Below are 18,698 nucleotides of genomic sequence, written 5' to 3' on the forward strand. Positions count from 1 at the left end.
CAGTCAAACACTTTATAGCTGCTTTTTCCCTTTTGGGCGACCTATTAATCTGTGTCCACGGTGTTGCTGAGGCCTGACCTACAGCGCCAGCAGCGACCGACCTCAGGTAATCAAACGCTCATTAATTAAAAAGGATTTGCCCCATGAACATCGTCAAACAAACCCTGACCGCTTCCCTTCTCGCCCTTTCCATCGGCAATGCATTCGCCGCCGGTAGCCCGGGTGTCGAACACAATACCCAGGCCTTCCTCGAAGCCCTCGCCGCCGGCGGTGGCAAGCCGCTTGAGCAGTTGAGCCCCAAAGATGCCCGTGCGGTGCTGACCGGTGCGCAAAACTCGGTGAAGGTTGATCTGTCGGGTGTGGACGTCAGCGATCGTGCGATCAAGGTCGACGGGCAAACCATCAACCTGAAAATCGTCCGGCCGGCCAAGGTCAAAGGTGAATTGCCGGTGTTCATGTTCTTCCACGGTGGCGGCTGGGTGTTGGGCGATTACCCGACTCACCAGCGTCTGATCCACGATCTGGTGGTCGGCTCCGGCGCTGTCGCGGTGTATGTCGATTACACGCCGTCGCCGGAAGCGCATTACCCGACTGCGATCAACCAGGCCTACGCCGCGACCCGTTGGGTGGCCGAGCATGGCAAGGACATCGGCGTCGATGGCAAGCGCTTGGCGGTAGCCGGCAACAGTGTCGGCGGCAACATGGCGGCGGTCGTGGCGTTGATGGCCAAGGAACAGAAAGCCCCGGCGCTGCGCTTCCAGTTGTTGATGTGGCCGGTGACCAACGCACAGTTCGACAGCGGCTCGTACCAGCAATTTGCCGAAGGCCACTTCCTGACCAAGGGCATGATGAACTGGTTCTGGGACAACTACACGACCGACCAGGCCGAGCGTGCGCAGATCCATGCCTCGCCGTTGCAAGCCAGCGCCGAACAGCTCAAAGGCCTGCCCGCCGCCCTGGTGCAAACCGCCGAGTTCGACGTGTTGCGTGACGAAGGCGAAGCCTATGCCCGCCACCTCGACGCAGCCGGTGTGCCGGTCACGGCGGTGCGATACAACGGCATGATCCACGACTTCGGCCTGCTCAACCCGCTGAGCCAGATTCCGGAGGTGAAAGCGGCGGTTCGTCAGGCAGCACTGGAACTCAAGACTCACTTGAACTGAGTCACCTCGCCTCGCCACACAACCTGGTGTGGCGAAGCTGCTTTTTGTAGGAGCCAGGCTCGCCGGCGAAGGCGTACTTGAGGGCGCCTTCGCCGGCAAGCCTGGCTCCTACAAAAAACTACCGCCAACAACAACCAGTCTGCCGGAGTTCTCCCATGTCTTTTGTCCTCGCTCACATGCTGTCCTGGAGTGCCCTGCTGCTGGTGATCGACACCGTGCTCTGGCACCTCGCGCCGTTCAAGCATCGCGTCACGCGGGTTGGCGTGCGGCTGGCGTTGTTTGTGCTGTTCAGCGCGCTGGTGATCAATGCCGGTGTGAGCCCGTTGCAGGCACCATTGTTCGCCGAGGATCGTGTCGCGCAATTGGGCGCCACGGCGTTGGGGATTCTCTGGTGGCTGTACTCCGCGCGGGTGCTCACCGAAGTCATCGGCCTGGTGCTGATGCGCCGCATCGGTCACAGCGGTCGCTTGTTGCAGGACGTCATCGGCGCGCTGGTGTTCCTGATTGCAGTCGTCGCGGCGGCCGGTTACGTGCTGGAGCTGCCGGTGAAAGGCTTGCTGGCGACGTCCGGTGTCGTGGCCATCGTCGTCGGTCTGGCGTTGCAAAGCACCTTGAGCGACGTATTTTCCGGGATCGTACTCAACACCACCAAGCCGTATCAGGTGGATGACTGGATCATGATCGATGGCGTCGAAGGCAAAGTCCTCGACATCGACTGGCGCGCCACGCACCTGCTGACCAGCGCCGGCAGCACCGCTGTGGTGCCGAATTCGGTGGCGGCCAAGGCGAAAATCGTCAACCTCAGCCGGCCTACCAACATGCACGGCGTGTCGATCAGCATTCAAGTGCCCAACCACATCCGCCCGCGTCGGGTGCTGGATGCGCTGGAGCGCACGCTTCAAGGCAGCAGCAGCTTGCTGCTCAACCCGGCGCCGAAAGCCGTGCTCAAAGAGGCTGGCGAAACCATGTCCGAGTACGTGGCCAGCGGCTTTATCGCCGAGCTCGGCAAGAAGAGCGAGGTGCGCAATCAGCTGTTCGACCTGGCGCACCGGCACCTCGAAGCAGCGGGAATTTCCCGGCAGATCGATGGTGTGATTGAACCGACAACCCGCGCACGGGCGTTGCTGGATGAAGTGAAAGTCTTCCGCTCCCTGAGCGAGGACGAGCGTGATCAATTGGCTCAGTCCATGGTCCCGCAGCAATACGCGGCGGGTCAGGTGGTGCTGGAATTGGGCGAAGTGCCGGACAGCCTGATGGTGATCGCCACAGGCGTGGTCAGCGCCACCGTGCCCGATGGCACCGGGCAAACCGAAGCCGGGCGCATGGGGCCGAGTGAGGTGATGGGTGAACAAAGCGTGCTCACCGATACACCGTCCCAGGCCACCTTCACCACCCTGACCTCGTGCATCATTTACCGGATCGACAAATCCCTGACCCGTGGTTGCATGGAACAACGGGTTGAAGTGGGTCGGGCACTGAACAAGCTGCAAGCGGTGCGGCAGCAGAACAGCCGGTTGGCGCTGATGGCCAAACCGGTTCCGATCAAGAAAAACGGCTTCCTCAACTGGCTGCAAAAACGCCAACAGGCCTAGTTTTTGTGGCTGCCTGAATGTTGTGGTGGCGTGCTTTTGTGGCGAGGGAGCTTGCTCCCGCTTGAGCGCGCAGCGCTCACCAAAAAGGGGCTGCTTCGCAGCCCAGCGGAAGCAAGCTCCCTCGCCACAAAAAACCTCACCACCCCAATGAGGTTGTCCCAGACATAAAAATGCCCGCACAGTCGCGGGCATTTTTATAGATCGCCGGGCTTACTTCGAAGTCAGCGCCACGTAGCTGTTCATCAAGTTGCGATAGTTCGGAATACGCGGCGACAGCAGGTTCGCCAGGCCTTCCATGTCGTTACGCCAGTCACCCTGCAGCTCGCACGCCACCGAGAACCAGTTGACCAATTGTGCTCCGGCCGCCGACATGCGAGCCCAGGCCGCTTGCTGCACGGTTTCGTTGAAGGTGCCCGAGGCGTCGGTCACTACAAACACTTCAAAGCCTTCCGCCAGTGCCGACAACGTCGGGAAAGTCACGCATACGTCGGTCACCACACCCGCGATGATCAGTTGCTTGCGGCCAGTGGCTTTAACGGCTTTGACGAAATCTTCGTTGTCCCAGGCATTGATCTGGCCTGGACGCGGGATGTACGGCGCGTCCGGGAACAGTTCCTTGAGCTCCGGCACCATCGGGCCGTTCGGGCCATTTTCGAAACTGGTGGTGAGGATGGTCGGCAATTTGAAGAACTTGGCCAGGTCCGCGAGGGCCAGCACGTTGTTCTTGAATTCGTTCGGCGAGAAATCCTGGACCAGCGAGATCAGGCCGGTCTGGTGGTCGACCAACAGGACTACGGCATCGTCTTTGTTCAGGCGCTTGTACGGAACGTTGCTCATGTGAAACTCCTCGATGGATGGGTATTACGCAAGGCGCCGACGCAGCGCATCGGCGCGTTTTGTGATCGTCAGAACGCGAAGCACGAGCAGCCGAACGCGCCCCAGAAACCGGCGAAATCGCTGACCGGCGCGTTCGACAACCGGGCCTTTTCATGGCTGTGGGCATGCACGCCGCACGGCCCGCTGCAATGGTGAACCTGCGCCTGCATCGGCGACGTCGGACGCCAATGACCCGGCACCTTGACCACCGGCGACCAGTCCGGCAGCACCGGCACGCTGGCAGGTCCCAGTTTTTCGAAATCACCGGCGGCGTACACCACCTTGCCGCCGACCACGGTCAACACCGATTCGATCCACTTGATCGCTTCTTCATCGACGCTGAAAAAGTCAGCGCTGAGCGCCGCGACATCCGCCAGTTGGCCAATCTTGATCTGGCCTTTCTTGCCCTGCTCGGACGAGAACCAGGCGCTGCCGTGGGTGAACAGCTCCAGCGCGGTCTGCCGGGACAGGCCCTCGGCATGCAGTTCCAGGCCACCGACGGTGCGGCCACTGACCATCCAGTACAACGATGTCCAAGGATTGTAGCTCGACACCCGCGTGGCATCCGTACCGGCGCCGACCGGTACCCCTTCGGCCAACATGCGCTTGATCGGCGGGGTCGCCTCGGCGGCCTTGGCGCCATAACGCTCGACGAAATACTCGCCCTGAAACGCCATGCGATCCTGAATCGCAATACCGCCACCCAGCGCCCTCACCCGCTCGATGTTCTGCGGCGTAATGGTTTCAGCGTGGTCGAAAAACCATGGCAAACCGTTGAACGGAATGTCGCGGTTGACCTTCTCGAACACGTCGAGCATGCGGCTGATGGATTCGTTGTACGTGGCGTGCAGACGGAACGGCCAGCGCTGCTCGACGAGGTGGCGAACCACCGGTTCCAGCTCATCTTCCATGGTCTGCGGCAGGTCCGGACGTGGCTCGAGGAAGTCCTCGAAATCCGCCGCCGAAAACACCAGCATTTCCCCGGCGCCGTTGTGTCGCAGGTAATCGTCGCCCTGATGCAGGGTCACGCTCGACGTCCAGTTCTTGAAGTCGGTCAGCTCTTCTTTCGGCTTCTGCGTGAACAGGTTGTAGGCGATGCGAATGGTCAGCTGCTGGTCCTTGGCCAACTGTTCGATCACCTGATAATCGTCGGGATAATTCTGGAAACCACCGCCGGCGTCGATGGCGCTGGTCAGGCCGAGGCGATTGAGTTCGCGCATGAACTGGCGCGTCGAGTTGACCTGGTACTCCAGCGGCAACTTTGGCCCCTTGGCCAGCGTCGAGTACAAAATCATCGCGTTCGGACGCGCCACCAGCATGCCGGTCGGCTCACCGTTGCTATCGCGCACAATCTCGCCACCCGGCGGGTTTGGCGTGTTGCGGGTGTAACCGGCCACGCGCAATGCGGCGCGGTTGAGCAAGGCGCGGTCGTACAAATGCAGGACAAACACCGGGGTGTCCGGCGCGGCCTGATTGAGTTCTTCGAGGGTCGGCATGCGCTTTTCGGCGAACTGGAATTCGTTCCAGCCACCGACCACCCGCACCCATTGCGGTGTGGGCGTGCGATCGGCCTGGTCCTTGAGCATGCGCAAGGCATCGACCACCGATGGCACGCCTTCCCAACGCAGTTCGAGGTTGTAATTCAGACCGCCGCGAATCAGGTGCAAGTGCGAGTCGTTGAGGCCGGGAATGACGCAACGACCCTTGAGGTCGATGACCTGCGTGCCCGACCCGCGCAGGGCCATGGCTTCGGCGTCGGTGCCGACCGCGACGAAGCGACCTTCGCGGATCGCCACCGCGCTGGCGCGAGGGTTTTCACGGTCAACGGTATGAAATTGGCCATTGAATAAAATCAGATCGGCGTTCATCGCGTTTCCTTGGACGGAGTGGATTGAGACAGCCAGGGCGCGAACAGACGCGTCGCCATCGGCATGAACAGGTACACCACCGAAACGACGATGGTCAGCGTGATCAGGAACGTCGCGATCACGTAATTGGACAGGATGGCGTTAAGTTGCAGCAGCGGGCCCCAGAGCAGCGGCACCAGCAAGGTGTGCGGCAGAATCACCAGCAACGTCACCACGGCCTGCTTCCAGCGCGGCGGCGGTGGCGAAGCGGCGTCGGCCTGCGGCGCGAACCAGAATTCGTTGACCGGATTGACCTCGGTCTGGTCGCCATCGGCGAGCATCGGCGTGGCTTCCTTGACCAACTCAAGGCGCTGCGGTGAATCGAGCCAACGCTGCATCGCGTCGGTGGAACAAAAGCGCAGCACGCAGGTGTACATGTCCAGGCCAGCGTTTTTACCGCGCATCACGTCCACGCCCAAGTGCCCTTCCTGCTGCCCGGCGATGCTGACAATGTTGCGCAACCAGGCTTCATAGGGCGCTTCAAAACCGGCTTTGACCCGGTGCTTGATGACCAGGGTCACGACTTCCTCGAAACGATTGGATTCAGGCATAACGCAAAGCTCCGGCAAATCGGACATTGAGCGCCAGCCGTCCCGGCCCGGCGATAAGTAGGCTGGTGAACACAATCAACAGCAGCCAACCGAACTGCCCTTCATCGAGACTCCATTGCGCATGCACCACCAGCAGCGCGATCAGCAACACTGCCAAAATCGGCAGACACGCCAGACGCACCAACACCCCTGCGATAATCAGCAACGGGCACAGCACCTCGGCAAAAATCGCCAGCATCAGCGTGACGTTCGCGCCGAGGTGAAACGGGTCTTCGATGACTTGCAGTTGAGCGCTGAAGTTAAGCAGCTTCGGCAAACCGTGCACCCACAGTAGAAACACACCGCCAGTGACCCGCAAAAACAGCAGTCCGAAATCCTGCGCCCGCTCATCCCATCGCGATGTATTCATGGGCTACCTGCACAAATGAAAAACCACCGACGTTCATGCGCCGGGACCTGGTTTGATAGTGCCGGGACGGGAGCGGGGAAAATTGGATGTACGTGCTGTTTTGCGGATGAGCCGGATCTACGACCGACGAAGATCCTGTGGGAGCGAGCCTGCTCGCGATAGCAGTGGATCATTCAGCCTTGATGGTGGCTGATACGCCGCCATCGCGAGCAGGCTCACTCCTACAATTGGATTGGGTGCATCTGCGAAATATTGGTCGGCTGGCAGGCCGCCTTCGCTGGCAGGCCAGCTCCCACAGTGGAATGTGGGTACCTGCAAGAGATTGGTCGGCTGGCAGGCCGCCTTCGCGGGCAAGCCTCGCTCCTACAGTGGAATGGGTGTACCTGCAAGAGATTGGTCGGCTGGCAGGCCGCCATCGCGGGCAAACCTCGCTCCTACAGTGGAATGGGGGTACCTGCAAGAGAATGGTCGGCTGTCAGGCCGCCTTCGCGGGCAAGCCTCGCTCCTACAGTGGAATGGGTGTACCTGCAAGAGATTGGTCGGCTGGCAGGCCGCCATCGCGGGCAAACCTCGCTCCTACAGTGGAATGGGGGTACCTGCAAGAGAATGGTCGGCTGTCAGGCCGCCTTCGCGGGCAAGCCTCGCTCCTACAGTGGAATGTGGGTACCTGCAAGAGATTGGTCGGCTGTCAGGCCGACTTCGCGGGCAAGCCTCGCTCCTACAAGGGGTTCGGTGTACACGCTTCGCTTTTCACCACTCATTAGGCCGAGCGTTAGCTCGCCTGCTTTTGATCTTGATCTGCTCGCCCCGTCGGGAGGCCGAGTGGAGGCGTTCATCTGGGGGGTGGGCGCGTAGCGCCGTGCGGCGAAGCCGCACACATCGAGAGGAGGTCGAAGCGAAGCCGACCGGAGGCGATGCCCCCAGATGAATGCCGGAGCGAGGGAACGCCGAGCCTAGGCGAGGGGCCGGACGCTGGGGCGAAGACCTTTGCTTCCTTTGGGGCGTTTGCCAAAGGGAGTCGCCGTAAGGGCGAAACCATAAGCAGCCGTTACCGCAGAAATGGATATGTACACCTGAAAGAGATAGGTCGGCTATCAGGCCGCCTTCGCGAGCAGGCTCACCCCACATTGGGACGGGGTACATCAAGGGGAACCTGGTCGGCCCGAAGGCCGCCACGTTCAAGCCGAAACCACCAAAGGCCTCGACATGAACTCACTGATCCGCGACCGCAACCACCGCTCCGCCGGATCATTGTCATGCACCCCACTCCAGGCCATCGACAACTGCGCCGCATCAATGGGAAACGGCGGATCCTCCGCCCGCAACGCACACCCCTCCACCAGCGCACACGCCGCATAATCCGGCACCGTGGCAATCATCTCAGTCCCGGCCAACAACGCCCGCAACCCGCTGAACTGCGGCACACCCAACACCACCCGACGGCTGCGACCGACCTTGGCCAGATCCAGATCGATATTGCCGCTCAAATCACCCGAGAACGACACCATGGCATGCGGACGTTCACAATATTCGTCCAGCGTCAGCGTCCCCGGCCGCTTGTCCCCGCGCAGCACCTTGCAAGGAATGTCCCGCAACTTCTTGCACTTGGCATTCGCCGGCAAATCCGTGGTGTAACTCACCCCCACGGAAATCTCACCCGAGGCCAGCAATGCCGGCATCAGCAGATAGTTGGCGCGACGCACCACCACCACGATCCCCGGCGCCTCTTCCTGCAATTGCCGCAACAACGGCGGAAACAAACCGAACTCGGCATCGTCCGACAACCCGATGCGGAACACATCGCTACTGGTCGTCGGATCGAATTCCTTCGCCCGACTGACCGCCCCGGAAATCACATCCATCGCCGGTTGCAGCTCCTTGAGAATAGCCAGTGCCCGCGCCGTCGGCTCCATGGCGCGACCATTGCGCAGCAACAACGGATCGTCGAACAAATCCCGTAACCGCCCCAGCGCCGCACTCACCGCCGGCTGCCCCATGAACAGTTTTTCAGCGACCCGGGTCAGGTTCTTTTCGAACATCAACGCTTCGAAAATCACCAGCAGGTTCATGTCGACGCGGCGCAGATCGTTACGGTTCATAGGCACGGTTTCCTTGTGTGTTCAGCCAGGCTTGAGGGTAACGATTGTCTCTGACTTTACGTGAGACTGCCCACCCGGCATGAGGAATTAACAACGTTTAACTCGCCTGACAAGGCCTCGCAACCAAGAATGAAGCTCACCGACACGGACATTTGTCATGGCCCATTCTCAGCAAAACGTCGCCCGTGCGGCAGTCGATGAAGCACCCAGAAAAGCCACCGGCGGCTTGACCCCATGGCGTGAAGAGCTGGCCAAGCAACTGATCCTCGAACGCCTGGGTGAAACCGTTGAAGTCACCGAACTGGCCCGCGCCTGCGCCCTGTCGCGCAGTCATTTTTCCCGAGCGTTCAAGTGCAGCACCGGGCTCTCGCCGCAAGACTGGATTCGTCATCAACGCATCGCCCGGGCCAAGCAATTGATCCAGAACACCGACATGACGCTGACGCAAATCAGCCTCGAATGCGGCTTCTGCGATCAGGCGCATTTCTGCCACATCTTCACCCGGAGCGAAGGCATCAACCCATTTGCGTGGCGTTGCCGTGCGGTGCGCGCCCTTCCCCCACGTCGCGCCTGCACCGCTCAAACTCACGCGTTATAAAACCTGTTTTATCAGAGCGAAAACCGGCGCGGGTCCATGCCCGCGCCGGGGTACATCAACCCTTGAGAAACGCCAGCAGATCAGCGTTGAGCTGATCTTTGTGGGTATCCGTCAAGCCGTGGGGCGCGCCGGGGTAGACCTTCAGCTGCGAACCTTTCACCAGTTTTGCTGAGGCGATGCCCGCCGCTTCGAAGGGCACCACCTGGTCCGCGTCGCCGTGCACCACCAGCGTCGGGATGTCGAACTTCTTCAGGTCTTCGGTGAAGTCGGTTTCCGAGAACGCCTTGATGCAGTCGTAGGCGTTCTTGTGACCGGCCATCATGCCTTGCATCCAGAACCAGTCGATCATGCCCTGAGACGGCTTGGCGCCCGGTTTGTTGAAGCCGAAGAACGGCCCGCTGGCGAGGTCGATGTACAGCTGCGAACGGTCGGCCAGAGATGCCTGGCGAATGCCGTCGAACACTTCGATCGGCAGGCCACCGGGGTTGGCTTCGGTCTTGAGCATCAGCGGCGGCACCGCGGAAATCAGCCCGGCCTTGGCCACGCGACCGGTGCCGTGGCGACCGATGTAGCGCGCCACCTCGCCGCCGCCGGTGGAGAAGCCGAACAGCACGGCGTCTTTGAGGTCGAGCAACTCGATCAACTGCGCCAGGTCATCGGCGTAGGTGTCCATGTCGTTGCCAGTCCACGGCTGGCTGGAGCGGCCATGACCACGACGGTCGTGGGCGATCACCCGGTAGCCTTTGGAGGCCAGGAAGATCATCTGCGACTCCCAGCTGTCGGCGTTCAACGGCCAGCCGTGGCTGAAGACGATGGGTTGGCCGGTGCCCCAGTCCTTGTAGTAAATCTCGGTGCCATCTCGGGTCGTGAATGTACTCATGCGATGTCTCCTTTGCGAGTGTTGGGGGTGTATCAAAGCGGTGATGGGTTCATTCGTTCAGCCAGCCGCGCCACCCGCTCGCCGAGGTGCGCGGCAGTGCAACGGTCTTCGGGAGGTGGGGCGAGGTCCGGGGTCTGTTCGACATTCGACTGGGCCATGGCGCCGAGCGAGCTGCCGAGGCGATTCATTTGCCCGTCGAAGGCGCCGGTGCTGGAGCGCGCCGGCAGCAGGTCGAGGCCGACCCAGATCATCGAGTGCTGCGCGGCGAATACCGCCATCTGCAGCAAGGTGTTGAGTTTGTCGCCGCACAGGCAGCCGGAATTGGTGAAGCCGGCCGCCAGTTTGTCGCGCCACGGCTGGGCGAGGTAGAACGCCGCCGTGGACTCCATGAAGCCTTTGAACTGCGCCGACGCGCTACCCATGTAGGTCGGGGCGCCGAAGATGATGGCGTCGGCGCTGTGCAACCGGTCCCAGTGCTGGTCCACTTCATCGACCGGAACCAGCAGGCAGGTGCTGCCCACGTGCCGTTCCACACCCAGGGCCACGGCTTCGGCCATGACCCGGGTGTGCCCGTAGCCACTGTGATAGACCACCACCACGTTGCTCATCCCGGTGTCCTCATGACAAGTTGATCCCTTTGCTACATGCCCCACTCGCCAGCCCGGCACAATTCCCTGTGGGAGCGAGCCTGCTCGCGATGGCGGCGGCACATTCAACATCAATTCAAGCTGACCCACCGCTATCGCGAGCTGGCTCGCGCCTACAAGACCAGCGGGTGTTGAAGCAGCAGAGTTTTGGGCGTAGACCAGACGCAGGACGAGTTAAACGTTGTTAATTTTCATTGGCGCGCCAAAAGCCTCAACAGCGGCTTTGCCAAGGTTGTCCCTCAATAAATGCGGCGCCTGCCAGGGACGCCAGGTACAGGCAGTCGCAGCGGACACCCGACAGTCAGGCGAACACCTCGTTGCGTTGCCGGAAAAACCTGAGGAATATGCTCGGAAACCGCGTACCAGACGGCTGCAAGCAGGAGCGACACGTTGACCCTTTCCCCAGAACAGGCCATCCATTTCGGCCCCTACCGGATCTATCCCGGACAACGCCTGGTGCTGGAGGCCGACCAGCCCCTGCGCCTGGGCCGGCGCGCCATGGATATTCTGCTGATCCTGCTGGAGCACGCCCCAAACGTGGTCAGCAAACAGCAACTGATCGCCGGGGTATGGCCCAAAAGCGTCGTCGAAGACATCAACCTGCGCGTGCACATGGCGGCGCTGCGCAAAGCCCTCGGCGACGGCCAGGCCGGCCAGCGCTATATCGTCACTGTCGCCCAGCGCGGCTACAGTTTTGTCGCGCCCTTCTCCCTCGAGTCCATCGAGCAGCACCCCGCGAGCGAAAGCCTCCAGCCGAGCGCCCATAACCTGCCGATCCGCCGGACGCGCATGATCGGTCGTCAATCACTGGTCGAAAACCTGGTCACTCAGCTGTCACGCCAGCGCTTCATCACCCTCGTCGGCCCCGGAGGCATCGGCAAGACCACCGTGGCGCTGCGCGTCGCCGAACTGTTGATCGGCCGCTACCGGGACGGTATTCGCCTGCTGGACCTGGCGCCGCTCAGCGATCCGAGCATGATCAGCGCCCAGTTGGCGACGCTGCTGGATTTGTCCCTGCACGATGCCGAATCTACAAACGGACTGGCCACGTTCCTGCGCGAGCGGCGGATGCTGCTGGTGATCGACAACTGCGAGCACCTGCTCGACGCGGTCGCGCTGCTCTGCGAAAGCATCCTGCGCGCCGCGCCGCACGTGCACATCCTGGCCACCAGCCGCGAGAGCCTGCGGGCCGAAGGTGAGTTCGTCCAGCGTCTCGAATCGCTTGATTGCCCACCCCCCATCGCGGTGCTGGACCGCGCCCAGGCGCTGACCTTTTCCGCATTGCAACTGTTCGTCGAGCGGGCCATGGCCAGCCAGGACAGTTTCGAGCTGAGCGATGACGACCTGCCGTTATTGATTGACATCTGCCACCGCCTGGACGGCATTCCGCTGGCCATCGAACTGGCGGCGGCGCAAGTCAGTCACTTTGGTCTGAGCGGGTTGCTGACGCAGTTGCAAGGCAGTTTTCGCCTGCTCACCCAAGGCTGTCCGTCGACGCTGGGCCGGCACCAGACCCTGCGCGCCACGCTCGACTGGAGTTTCGAACTGCTCAACGCCTGCGAGCAAACCTGCCTGCGCCGACTGGGGGTGTTCAGGGGCGGTTTTACGCTGGAGTCGGCCGCGGCGGTGATCGTCGGCGAACACATCGAGCCCGGCGAGGTGTTTGGCTCGATCACGCAACTGGTGGCCAAGTCGTTGCTGAACGTGGAAGTGGGCGACGAAGAAGTGTTCTACCGCTTGCTCGACACCACCCGCAGCTACGCACTGGAAAAACTCGACCAGACTGTGGACCTGCCGGACACCCGAAAGCGCCACGCCGAACGCTGCCTGGCCTTGATGCATCAGGCTCAAACTGACTGGGAGCTGATTTCCACGGGCCTGTGGATCGAGCGTTACGCCCGCAGTCTGGATGACATTCGTTCGGCCCTCGACTGGGGCTTTAACGCCCAAGGTTCGCAGGCGCTGGCGATCCGGCTGACCGCGACGTCGACGCCGCTGTGGCAGGAGTTGTCGCTGCTCAAAGAACATGGCGTTTACGTGCGCAAGGCGCTGGCCTTGCTGGAGGCGGCGCCCGAGCCCTGTCCTCACCTGCAAATGGCCCTCAAGCTCGCCCTCGGCAGTTCCTGCTACCACACCCAGGGCGGCACGGCCGAAACCATTGCCGCGTTCGTCAGCGCCAGAACCCTGGCCAGGCACAACAACGACGTGGCCGGTCAACTGCGGGCGGTGTCCGGGCACATGGCGGTCAATCTCAGTTGCGGCCACTACCAAATGGCGCTGGAGCAGAGCCAGCTGTTCGACCGCCTGGGCGCCCAGGGTGACCCCGTGCTGTCGCTGAGCACGCACCGCTTGCGCGTCCTGGCCCTGCACTTTGCCGGCAATCAGCAACTGGCTCGGGTGAATGCCGAACAGGTCATCCAGCGCATGGCCCAGAGCGGGCACCTCAACCGCTTCACCCACGGCTTTGGCGTGCAATACGATCAGAGCGTGGCCGCCCTGACGATTCTGGCGCGCATCCTCTGGTTGCAAGGCCAGCCGGAGCAGGCGTGGCGCACCGCCCGCCAGGCGCTGGACATCGCGCTTCAGATCAACCACGGCACCTCCATTTGCTACACCCTGGCGCTGGCCGGCTGCCTGATCGCCCACTACAACGGCGACAGTACAACCGCACGCAAACTGTTACGGCTGCTACTGGAACAGGCGCAGAAACATTCGGTGCTGCTGTTTCACACGTGGGCGCAACACTACGCGCAAGTGATCGACCAGGCTGGAGCACCGTCGGCGCCACCGCCGGGTGCCGGGCTGATCAAGGAAATCATGGTCACGCTGGACGCCACGTTCGTCGATGACGCCTTGTGGCAACGGGCCGATACCGGGGCAGCGGGCTGGAGCACGGCGGAGATACTGCGGGCCAGGGCTGATGCGTTGCTGACTGAAGAAAATGCGCAGGCAGTGGATGACCCGAGTGAGCGCGTTCGCGAGCAAGCTCGCTCCCACAAAAGCGAGATGGCGGAGGAGGTATTGCTGCGAGCGTTGAATGTCGCCAGGCATCAGGGCGCCCTGGCCTGGGAGCTGCGCAGCGCCACCTCGCTGGCGCAATTGTGGCAGCGTCAGGGTCGGCATCAGCAGGCTCATGAACTGCTGACGCCGATCTACAACCGGTTCACCGAAGGCTTTGCCACCCCGGACCTGAGCAAAGTCCGTCGGCTACTCGACGAGCTGCATGGGCACCTGAACGCCTGAGACCCAGCGTGCCCGGCTGATGTAATGCGAGTAGCGCTGTTCGAGCGTACGCAGGTGGCCGCTGTGTTCGAGTTTCTCCAGGGCATAGGTGCGCGTGGTATTGAGCAAGCGGTACCGTGTGGTGCCGTTGACCTGATCCATCGACAGCAGCGACTTGGCGACCAACCTCTGCACCAGCGTCGCCAGTTGATCGGGTTTGAGCAGCTCGCAACTGCTCACCCCGATCGCCGCTTCGAGGGTGAAGGACATCTTGAACACCGAGAGGCGCTGCAACACGGTTTGCTCCCCCTGGTTCAGCCGTTCATAGCTCCAGTCCAGCGCAGCCTTGAGGGTTTGATGCCGGGGCACGGCCGTGCGTCGCCCCTGAGTCAGCAGTTGAAAACAGTTATCCAGCTGAGCCTGCAAGCCGACCAATGCCAGCGCATCGATCTGCGCCGCTGCCAGTTCAATGGCCAGCGGCAAACCGTCAAGTCGTCGACAGATTTCACGCACTGCCTTGAGGTCCTGTTCGCGCAAGGCAAACCCTTGTTGACGGGCTCGGGCGCGACTGACGAACAGCTGCACCGCCGAGTAGCCCATGGACTCGGCCACGCTGTGCAACGCCGACGCGGGCGGCACCGCCAACGACGGCAAGCGCTGGACTGTTTCCCCCGCTGCCATCAGCGGTTCACGACTGGTGACGAGAATCGACAGCCGAGGCGCCGACGCCAGCAAATCGTCGACCAATGCCCGGCAGCGTTCCAACAGGTGTTCGCAGTTGTCGAGCACCAGCAACATATGCCGATTCGCCAACACCTCCAGGGACGTGCCGACCTCCAGTTCCAGGGTTTGTGTCAGGTGATCCACCACGCGTGCGGGATCATCGAGCACCGCGAAATCCACCAGCCAAACGCCATCTTTATAGTGCTGCAACAGCAGTTCGGCCACGCGGAGCGCCACGGTGGTTTTGCCGATGCCAGCGGGGCCGACCAGGGTCATGAGCCGCCGAACCGGTAATTGCCGGACCAGGCTGCCGACCATCGAGTCCCGACCGGTCACTGGCGTGAGCCGCGCTGGCAGGTTGTGTTGATGTTTTTGCGCGGTCTCGATCGAGACCACGGCGGTCGCCGGCACCGACTCCACCGGGGCGACAAAGCTATAACCGCGCAGGGGAACGTTGACGATGTAGCGCTCACCGTTCTGCCCGTCGCCAAGCGCCCGGCGCAGCGCCGCAATATGCACGCGCAGGTTGATTTCTTCGACCACGGACGTCGGCCAGACGTGGGCAATCAACTCGTCCTTGCTGACCACATGGCCGGCGCGCTCAACCAGCACCTGGAGGATATCCAGGGCGCGACCGCCCATGCGCAGCGGCCGATCACCGTCCAGGATCAGCCGTTGCCGCTGGTGAAAGGCGTAGGGGCCGAACCGCAGCACCGTATCGCTGTTTAAATCTCTGAAGCTGTTCATGCACGTTTGCGTGCTGAAAACCTGGCCCGGCTCACAGTGCAGAAATATCGATCGCACCCACCTTCCAGGCTCCCGCACCTCCATTGCAAAGAGTTCACGGCTATCTTGGCAGGCCTCGGTGACGGTACAACTGCCATGGGGGGAGCGTCACGGCCATTGCGGTGCGCACAACGGCCAAGAACGCTCTAGCTGAACTGTTCGCGGTATTGCGTCGGGGTCAGACCGAGCTTTTCAGCGAACAGGAAGCGCATATGGCGCACGCTGCCAAAGCCACTTTTGAAGGCCACGGTCTTGAGTGGCAGATCGCTGGTTTCCAGCAGATTCCTGGCGCAATCGATGCGCGCGCTTTGCAGAAACTCCATGGGCGTCATGTTCACGTCCCGGGCAAACATCCGGGCGAAGTGCCGCGTGCTCATGTTCGCCAGGCCGGCCATGCGTTCGATGCTGAAGGCTTCGTCGAGGTGTTCGAGCACGTGATTCTGCACGCGGGTGATCGGCGTTTCCTGCGGCGCGACAGTGGCCATCAACGGACTGAATTGCGCTTGCCCGCCCTGGCGTTTCATCACCACCAGCAACACCTTGGCCACGTCCTGGGCGACTTTCTTGCCGTGGTCTTTAGCGACCACCGCCAGTGCCAGGTCAATACCGGCAGTGACGCCGCCGGAGGTGATGAGGTTGCGGTCCTGCACGTAAATCTGATCGGTCTCCACCGTCGCCTTGGGGAACCCTTTGATCAGCCGTTCGGTGTAATGCCAGTGGGTGGTGACGCGATAACCGTCCAGCAAACCGGCATGCCCCAACACGAACGCGCCGGTGCAGATCGAGCCGTAGCGCCCGGCGCGATCGACAGCGGCTTTGAGCCAACACAGCAACGGCGGATGTTTTTCGTTGTACGCGCCCGGGCCGCCCGGCACCAGCAGCAGGTCATAGGCTTGATCGGCCTGATCGATGTGCAGATCGGCCTGAACGCTGACGCCGTTGGAGGCCCGCAACGCGCCATGCTCGGTGCCGATGGTCGCCAGTTCATAACGGTCATCTGCTGCCAAGTATCGATTGGCGATGGAAAACACTTCCATGGGCCCGGCCATGTCGAGCAGCAGAAAGTCCGGAAACAACACCATAGCCACGGTTTTCATGGGTTCACAGTCACTGAAGTCAAAAGAAGATTATCTGCCAAACACCTGTCCCTGTAGGAGCGAGGCTTGCCCGCGAAAGCGCCGTGTCAGTCAGCATAAATATTGAATGTAATGACGCTTTCGCGGGCAAGCCTCGCTCCTACAGGGTTCTTGCCGGGCATTGCTGTGCATTATGGCTAATGTCCGGCGCCAGCGTCGGAGGAAAATGCCTGAATGCCCGTTCATTACTGTCAACCACAAAGCGACAGTATTTCAATTTCCATCTACTTATTGCACCAGCCAGTAACCATTAACCTTCTCCTCACTCGGACGAATCAACGTCCCCACAGGAGATTTCATCATGCTGACCCTTCGCAAAGCCTCGGATCGCGGCGCCGCCAATCATGGTTGGTTGAAGTCGTTCCACACCTTTTCCTTCGCCAATTACCGCAACCCGAAAGAGCAGGGTTTTTCTGACCTGTTGGTGATCAACGATGACCGTGTGGCGGCCGGTAAAGGCTTCGGCCAGCACCCGCACCGCGACATGGAGATTTTCTCCTACGTGCTCGAAGGTGCTTTGGAACACAAGGACACCCTGGGCACCGGTTCGGTGATCCGTCCTGGCGACGTGCAATTGATGAGCGCCGGCAGCGGCGTGGCCCACAGCGAGTACAACCACTCGGCCACGCGGCCGGTGCACTTTCTGCAAATCTGGATCGTGCCGGACGTCAGCGGCGCCAAACCGCGTTATCAGCAAGAGCACTTCAGCACCCAGAAAAAACGTGGGCGCCTGCAACTGATCATCTCCCCCGACGGGGCCAAGGGTTCGCTGAAGGTGCGTCAGGACGCACGGGTGTATGCCGCGCTGATCGACGGCAAGGAAAGCGCCACACTGGAACTGGCCGCCAACCGCTACGCCTATGTGCACGTGGCCCGTGGCAGCGTCGAACTCAATGGCGTGCAGCTGCAAGAAGGTGATGGCGTGCGGGTTCGTGATGAGCAGGTGCTGGCGTTGAGCAACGGTGTGGATGCCGAAGTGCTGGTGTTTGACCTGCGCCCGCAAGAACTGCCGGAAATGCCATGACCGTGACTGACCTGGGGGCTTCTGTGTCCCCAGGCTTTTACCAGCCAATCACATCATCTGTGGCGAGGGAGCTTGCTCCCGTTGGACTGCGAAGCAGTCCCCTTCTCTTTAGATAGATAGGGGGCCGCTCCGCAGCCCAGCGGGAGCAAGCTCCCTCGCCACAAGGGTTGTGTGAGTCCTTCGATTAGCGACGACTCACTCGCCGGTACCGGAAAACACCGCGACAATTTCATCGATGACCGCCCGGACCCTGGCCGTGTGCCGCAAGTCCGCGTGGGTCACCAGCCAGACGTCATAGGGCACCGGTCGCGTGCGCTCCGGCCATAACCTGACCAGCCCGTCCCTCTCCCCCATGTACACCGGAATTTCCCCGACCCCGAGCCCCGCCGCGATGGATCGGCGCACCAGCAGACTGGAACTCAGACTCGCCACAATCCGCCCGCGCCCCAGCGGTTCCGAGACCAGGGTCATGTCTTTATTGCCTTGCAGGTACGGCTGATACACCACCAGGTCGTGCCCTTCGAACGCCGAGCCCGGCGTTGGCACGCCATGGGCATCTACGTAATGCTGAGAAGCGAACAAACCCACCGGCCAGCGTGCGATGCGACGGGCGATCAGGTCCGGGTTGTCCGGCCGGGTGTTGCGCACGGCGATGTCGGCTTCACGTTTGGCCAGGCTGAGAATCTGCGTGGAGGCGTCCAGTTGCACGCGCACGTCGGGGTGCCGTTCATGTAAGTGGGCAATGGCCGGGATCAGAAAATCGATGGCCATGGAATCGGTGGTGCTGACCCGTACCAGCCCGGTCAGTCGATCGTCGAGCCCCTGAATCCGACGCTCCAGTTCCAGTGCCGAATGCTCCATTTTTTCCACGGCCGTCAGCGCCGCCTCCCCCACCGCTGTCAGCGCATAGCCTTCAGAGGTGCGCAGAAACAGCGTCGCACTCAACGACTTCTCCAGCGCCGCGATCCGTCGACCGACCGTGGCCTGATCGACCCCCAGCACCCGCGCCGCGCCCCGCAGCGTCGATTCTCGGCACACCGCCAGAAACACCCGTGCGTCATCCCAATTCATACGGCTCCCCCACT

General features: G+C 61.7%; 15 protein-coding genes. 5 read left to right on the top strand and 10 right to left on the bottom strand.

Annotated features, from left to right (window positions below; genetic code table 11):
- Positions 1-143: 143 nt before the first annotated feature.
- Both HP062_RS09200 and HP062_RS09205 read left to right on the top strand, forming a co-directional pair.
- The gene (locus HP062_RS09200) at positions 144-1,163 is read left to right on the top strand and encodes an alpha/beta hydrolase (RefSeq protein ID WP_010455725.1); all 1,020 of its coding nucleotides are present in this window, start codon (positions 144-146) and stop codon (positions 1,161-1,163) included.
- Between the two features lie 155 nt (positions 1,164-1,318).
- Positions 1,319-2,755, top strand: coding sequence for a mechanosensitive ion channel family protein (locus HP062_RS09205; protein WP_172791302.1), 1,437 nt, complete (start codon positions 1,319-1,321; stop codon positions 2,753-2,755).
- 210 nt (positions 2,756-2,965) lie between these two features.
- Here the strand turns inward: HP062_RS09205 and ycaC are convergent, their stop codons facing one another.
- The 5 genes from ycaC to HP062_RS09230 form a co-directional block, all read right to left on the bottom strand.
- Positions 2,966-3,592, bottom strand: coding sequence for an isochorismate family cysteine hydrolase YcaC (gene ycaC, locus HP062_RS09210; protein ID WP_010455729.1), 627 nt, complete (start codon positions 3,590-3,592; stop codon positions 2,966-2,968).
- 68 nt (positions 3,593-3,660) lie between these two features.
- Complete coding sequence (locus HP062_RS09215) at positions 3,661-5,499, bottom strand: amidohydrolase (protein ID WP_102595899.1); 1,839 nt, start codon at positions 5,497-5,499, stop codon at positions 3,661-3,663.
- Positions 5,496-6,089 (bottom strand): antibiotic biosynthesis monooxygenase, encoded by a 594-nt coding sequence (locus HP062_RS09220; RefSeq protein WP_172791303.1) that lies wholly within the window; start codon positions 6,087-6,089, stop codon positions 5,496-5,498. The genes HP062_RS09215 and HP062_RS09220 overlap by 4 nt, the downstream gene beginning before the upstream one ends.
- The gene (locus tag HP062_RS09225; protein WP_077750469.1) at positions 6,082-6,498 is read right to left on the bottom strand and encodes a DoxX family protein; all 417 of its coding nucleotides are present in this window, start codon (positions 6,496-6,498) and stop codon (positions 6,082-6,084) included. Before HP062_RS09225 ends, HP062_RS09220 begins: the two co-directional genes overlap by 8 nt.
- A gap of 1,178 nt (positions 6,499-7,676) precedes the next feature.
- Positions 7,677-8,597 (bottom strand): LysR family transcriptional regulator, encoded by a 921-nt coding sequence (locus tag HP062_RS09230; RefSeq protein ID WP_145306316.1) that lies wholly within the window; start codon positions 8,595-8,597, stop codon positions 7,677-7,679.
- A gap of 157 nt (positions 8,598-8,754) precedes the next feature.
- Between HP062_RS09230 and HP062_RS09235 the strand changes: the two genes are divergently transcribed.
- Positions 8,755-9,195 carry a helix-turn-helix domain-containing protein gene (locus HP062_RS09235; RefSeq protein WP_145306314.1) on the top strand — a complete coding sequence of 147 codons (441 nt, stop codon included), beginning with the start codon at positions 8,755-8,757 and terminating at the stop codon, positions 9,193-9,195.
- Between the two features lie 55 nt (positions 9,196-9,250).
- On the opposite strand, the gene HP062_RS09240 is transcribed toward HP062_RS09235, so the two are convergent.
- Together HP062_RS09240 and HP062_RS09245 are read right to left on the bottom strand one after the other, a co-directional pair.
- Positions 9,251-10,075: an alpha/beta fold hydrolase gene (locus HP062_RS09240; protein ID WP_172791304.1), complete on the bottom strand. Its 825-nt coding sequence runs from the start codon at positions 10,073-10,075 to the stop codon at positions 9,251-9,253.
- Positions 10,076-10,107: 32 nt separating this feature from the next.
- On the bottom strand, positions 10,108-10,683 hold the full coding sequence (locus tag HP062_RS09245) for a flavodoxin family protein (RefSeq protein WP_102595815.1): 576 nt from the start codon (positions 10,681-10,683) through the stop codon (positions 10,108-10,110).
- Between the two features lie 429 nt (positions 10,684-11,112).
- Between HP062_RS09245 and HP062_RS09250 the strand changes: the two genes are divergently transcribed.
- Positions 11,113-13,965: a winged helix-turn-helix domain-containing protein gene (locus HP062_RS09250; protein WP_172791305.1), complete on the top strand. Its 2,853-nt coding sequence runs from the start codon at positions 11,113-11,115 to the stop codon at positions 13,963-13,965.
- Here HP062_RS09250 and HP062_RS09255 read toward each other — a convergent pair.
- Together HP062_RS09255 and HP062_RS09260 are read right to left on the bottom strand one after the other, a co-directional pair.
- Positions 13,930-15,414, bottom strand: a complete 1,485-nt coding sequence (locus HP062_RS09255; RefSeq protein WP_172791306.1) for a winged helix-turn-helix domain-containing protein — start codon at positions 15,412-15,414, stop codon at positions 13,930-13,932. The genes HP062_RS09250 and HP062_RS09255 overlap by 36 nt on opposite strands.
- Positions 15,415-15,599: 185 nt before the next feature.
- Positions 15,600-16,550, bottom strand: a complete 951-nt coding sequence (locus HP062_RS09260) for a GlxA family transcriptional regulator (protein WP_042932737.1) — start codon at positions 16,548-16,550, stop codon at positions 15,600-15,602.
- 340 nt (positions 16,551-16,890) lie between these two features.
- Here HP062_RS09260 and HP062_RS09265 point away from each other — a divergent pair, with 340 nt between their 5' ends.
- A complete protein-coding gene (locus HP062_RS09265) occupies positions 16,891-17,613 on the top strand; it encodes a pirin family protein (protein ID WP_010455748.1) in 723 nt (240 codons plus the stop codon).
- 195 nt (positions 17,614-17,808) lie between these two features.
- On the opposite strand, the gene HP062_RS09270 is transcribed toward HP062_RS09265, so the two are convergent.
- Positions 17,809-18,684 (bottom strand): LysR family transcriptional regulator, encoded by an 876-nt coding sequence (locus HP062_RS09270; protein WP_172791307.1) that lies wholly within the window; start codon positions 18,682-18,684, stop codon positions 17,809-17,811.
- Positions 18,685-18,698 lie beyond the last annotated feature (14 nt).

The organism is Pseudomonas sp. B14-6, from assembly GCF_013260315.1.
GTDB classification, from domain to species: Bacteria; Pseudomonadota; Gammaproteobacteria; order Pseudomonadales; family Pseudomonadaceae; genus Aquipseudomonas; species Aquipseudomonas mandelii.

What these genes read in the sequence shown, in the direction of transcription:
- HP062_RS09200 (WP_010455725.1), top strand. Translation starts at nt 144, where the DNA reads ATGAACATCGTCAAACAAACCCTGACCGCTTCCCTTCTCGCCCTTTCC.
- HP062_RS09205 (WP_172791302.1), top strand. Translation starts at nt 1,319, where the DNA reads ATGTCTTTTGTCCTCGCTCACATGCTGTCCTGGAGTGCCCTGCTGCTG.
- ycaC (WP_010455729.1), bottom strand. Translation starts at nt 3,592, where the DNA reads ATGAGCAACGTTCCGTACAAGCGCCTGAACAAAGACGATGCCGTAGTC.
- HP062_RS09215 (WP_102595899.1), bottom strand. Translation starts at nt 5,499, where the DNA reads ATGAACGCCGATCTGATTTTATTCAATGGCCAATTTCATACCGTTGAC.
- HP062_RS09220 (WP_172791303.1), bottom strand. Translation starts at nt 6,089, where the DNA reads ATGCCTGAATCCAATCGTTTCGAGGAAGTCGTGACCCTGGTCATCAAG.
- HP062_RS09225 (WP_077750469.1), bottom strand. Translation starts at nt 6,498, where the DNA reads ATGAATACATCGCGATGGGATGAGCGGGCGCAGGATTTCGGACTGCTG.
- HP062_RS09230 (WP_145306316.1), bottom strand. Translation starts at nt 8,597, where the DNA reads ATGAACCGTAACGATCTGCGCCGCGTCGACATGAACCTGCTGGTGATT.
- HP062_RS09235 (WP_145306314.1), top strand. Translation starts at nt 8,755, where the DNA reads ATGGCCCATTCTCAGCAAAACGTCGCCCGTGCGGCAGTCGATGAAGCA.
- HP062_RS09240 (WP_172791304.1), bottom strand. Translation starts at nt 10,075, where the DNA reads ATGAGTACATTCACGACCCGAGATGGCACCGAGATTTACTACAAGGAC.
- HP062_RS09245 (WP_102595815.1), bottom strand. Translation starts at nt 10,683, where the DNA reads ATGAGCAACGTGGTGGTGGTCTATCACAGTGGCTACGGGCACACCCGG.
- HP062_RS09255 (WP_172791306.1), bottom strand. Translation starts at nt 15,414, where the DNA reads ATGAACAGCTTCAGAGATTTAAACAGCGATACGGTGCTGCGGTTCGGC.
- HP062_RS09260 (WP_042932737.1), bottom strand. Translation starts at nt 16,550, where the DNA reads ATGAAAACCGTGGCTATGGTGTTGTTTCCGGACTTTCTGCTGCTCGAC.
- HP062_RS09265 (WP_010455748.1), top strand. Translation starts at nt 16,891, where the DNA reads ATGCTGACCCTTCGCAAAGCCTCGGATCGCGGCGCCGCCAATCATGGT.
- HP062_RS09270 (WP_172791307.1), bottom strand. Translation starts at nt 18,684, where the DNA reads ATGAATTGGGATGACGCACGGGTGTTTCTGGCGGTGTGCCGAGAATCG.